The organism is Vibrio sp. 1978 (assembly GCF_033344345.1).
Genome location: NZ_JAWPOP010000603.1, coordinates 1 through 639, shown reverse-complemented (window position 1 = coordinate 639; position 639 = coordinate 1). Strand labels below are relative to the sequence as shown.

The 639-nt window shown below is 48.5% G+C and carries 1 protein-coding gene; it reads left to right on the top strand.

From position 1 onward, the window contains the following. A partial coding sequence (locus R8N49_RS28075) for a tRNA(Met) cytidine acetyltransferase TmcA domain-containing protein (RefSeq protein ID WP_318190565.1) occupies positions 1–639 on the top strand: 639 nt, incomplete at both ends.

The following is a 639-nucleotide window of genomic DNA, read 5'->3' as shown; positions in this document are numbered from 1 at the left end:
GCCTTTTGTGTTGGAATGAAGCAGGGAAATCGACTACTCGGAAGAGAATGTGATGTGCTGCTGTTTGACGCGCGAAAAGAGTTCGATGCTAATAGCTTTACGGCGGCAATTGGCTCTCTCGTTGGCGGTGGAATGCTACTTGTTGTGACAAATACTGCTCAACCACAACACTTCGCTGAGCAATGGATGCAGACCCAATGGCAAAAGCTGATAGTGCTTGAGCAGGGGAAATTTGTTCCTCAGGTTTCTGAGCTTGCTATTGCGCAGAGAAATACAGAATACATAGAGCAGACTCACGCTGTTTCATTAATCGAGAAAGTGGTGAGTGGGCATCGTAAGCGTCCTTTAGTGCTCACGGCTGATCGCGGTAGAGGTAAAAGCAGCGCGTTAGGTATCGCTTGTGCTCAGTTGTTGCAACACAAGCCGCTGCGTATATTACTTACCGCGCCTTCTATTAACGCTGTTGAGCCAGTCTATCAGCACGCGCAGCGTTTACTTACGGATGCCAAACAGATGAAGAAAGACCGTTTGGAAGTCGGCAATGGGTATATTCAGTTTATTGCGCCTGACGAATTGTTGTCTTCGCTGCCTGAGTGTGATTTGTTGCTAGTTGATGAAGCGGCTGCGATTCCCGTCCCG